The following is a 2,216-nucleotide window of genomic DNA, read 5'->3' on the forward strand; positions in this document are numbered from 1 at the left end:
TAACAGGGGCAAGCCCTGTCCAGCGAGGTGATTGTTGGCGACAATCACCAAGTGCTGCTTCGATAAATTTTTAATCCAATATGAAAAATATTTGTATGTCAGCATTAGGGCGTAGCCTTGCGTCAGCACATGAGCGTTAGCTCATAGATGGTGGGGATTTTCAAAAAAAAAGATTTTAGTTAAATAGAAAGGAATAATTAGCAATAAATTATTAGAAACCCTGTGCGGCGATCATAAAAATCGCCCGGTTTCTTTTAATCCTCTTAAGTATTATCTCTTACTTCTTGCAAAATTAAGTTAACACAAAAATGGCCTGTAGCCCTTGGAGAATAAGACTTGTGTTAGAAAAACACGACTGACTATACGGTCAGTATTACTGACTCTATGGTCAGCATTACTGACTGCACGGTAAGCTTTCCTGACTCTGTAGTCAGTTCTTATATCATTTTTACGCTAAAAAATGACAGTGATTTAAATCTTCGTCACTGGAAAACTTGCGATTTATAAAATATTTTCGCAAAAAAACATGCAAAAAACTTGATATCTATTTCATGCATGGTATTTACTTTATTATAAATAAAATAATAAGAGGTGATAATATGATTAAAGAAATGGAAGTTGACTTGGATTTGGGCTTAAATCCATTTTGCTTTGAGACAGAACTAAAGATTGAGACAAGAAAGAAAAATCTGACTGTTTCAAGGGGAACTGAACTTATCGAAAGAAAAGATGCCAGTCGAAGCTACTTTGCTAATATTGTGCATACACAAGAGGTTGATAAAGAAGAGTTCATCAAACTCTATACATCACAAATAAAAGCCTACTTTGATCTTACGAAAACAGCATACAAAGTATTTTTTATCTTTTTACGTATTTATCAGGATGCGATAGGCAAAGATCATTTCTACCTGAGTTGTAAAAAAGCAATGTCTCTTGCGGAAAAGATAGATCATTTTGTCTTATCTGAATCTATCTTTTACCGGGGAATAAAGGAACTCATCGAGAAACGTATTATTGCTAAAACTAATGAAAAATACTGGTATTTCATAAATCCTGCGATTGTTTTCAACGGTGATAGGGCTCGCTTTGTTTCTGAGATTAGAAAAAAGAAAGAAACTATAGAGATTGAACGAGATGAAAGCGTTACTGATAGCGGAGGAGACTATACTAAAAATGAAGATAAGCGTAGGTCTATTGAGTCAGTCATTCAAGATGTAAATAGTCAAGAAGACATCGATGTGTTAATCGCAAGATTACAGGCTAAAAAATCTCAAGGGGCGATCATGATTAAAAGTGTGAAAGAGGGTATCTCAGTGGATAATGTAAGTCTTGTAGCACCAGAAGAGCCGATAGATTGGGATACTATCTAGGATGATAATTTATAACAGCCATCATCCCAATAGATCTGTAAGTAAACTGGATGATTATTATTCCTGTGGTAGCGTGAAAGCTAACGCGTCAGATGAATACACATTGATGAACGCGCTTGACCTAAAGGATCTACGCGAGGCCTTAGCTGAAGATATCTTCTTATAAGAACTGGAAGCCTCCGGTAGAATCTTGCTTAATGCTGACATAATGGCGATGTGGTAATGTTCTGCGATGGTGAGTTTGAGCATGAGGTCGAAATTGATCTCTATGAGGTGTTGCATCAGGCAGTTGATAGGATGAAGATTACTGTTGTGTTAAATGAAGATGACAGGGAATTATGATTTTTATGCTGCCCTAATTATCTATTATTGATGATATGTTTAAGAATGTTTAATTGTAGTAATTAGAGATTCCTGAATATATGGCAATATTGTTAACAATATTGCCATGTGCAAACTTCTTACATGCTGTCAACTAATGCTTGATATTGTTCAGGATCTTTTCTTTGAATTGTATCCAATACAAATATTGCTAATTTTTTGAATGCAGGAACGTCAACGGGAAGCATACTTCTGTCAAAAATTTCCTCTAAATGAGATAGCTCATTATTTACCCTGTTCGCAATATCCACAGCAAGCTGATTATTGTCAAAAAATAAATAGAGTTTTTCATCATTTGGCTTATTGTTAGGGTATTTATAGTATAAGTATGCCTCAAGAAATTTCCTCAAGTTGTTCCCAAAATTATAGTATGAATCGTGGTTGTTATCTTCGATATTGCCATATGCACATTTATAAATTTGCCCAAAAAGATAATTAAATTCTGTGATGTATTTTTTTAGATAT

Annotated in this window: 2 protein-coding genes; one reads left to right on the plus strand and one right to left on the minus strand. The window is 34.6% G+C overall.

Translation table 11 applies throughout. The features are described 5' to 3' along the window. Window positions 1–602 precede the first annotated feature (602 nt). Complete coding sequence (locus tag J5224_RS25250; protein ID WP_264627954.1) at window positions 603–1,370, plus strand: hypothetical protein; 768 nt, start codon at window positions 603–605, stop codon at window positions 1,368–1,370. Window positions 1,371–1,831: 461 nt separating this feature from the next. Here J5224_RS25250 and J5224_RS25255 read toward each other — a convergent pair. Beyond that, window positions 1,832–2,216, minus strand: a 385-nt coding sequence (locus tag J5224_RS25255) for an AAA family ATPase (RefSeq protein ID WP_264627953.1), incomplete at its 5' end; no start/stop codon positions are given.

The sequence above is a fragment of the Candidatus Symbiopectobacterium sp. NZEC135 genome (genome assembly GCF_025962695.1).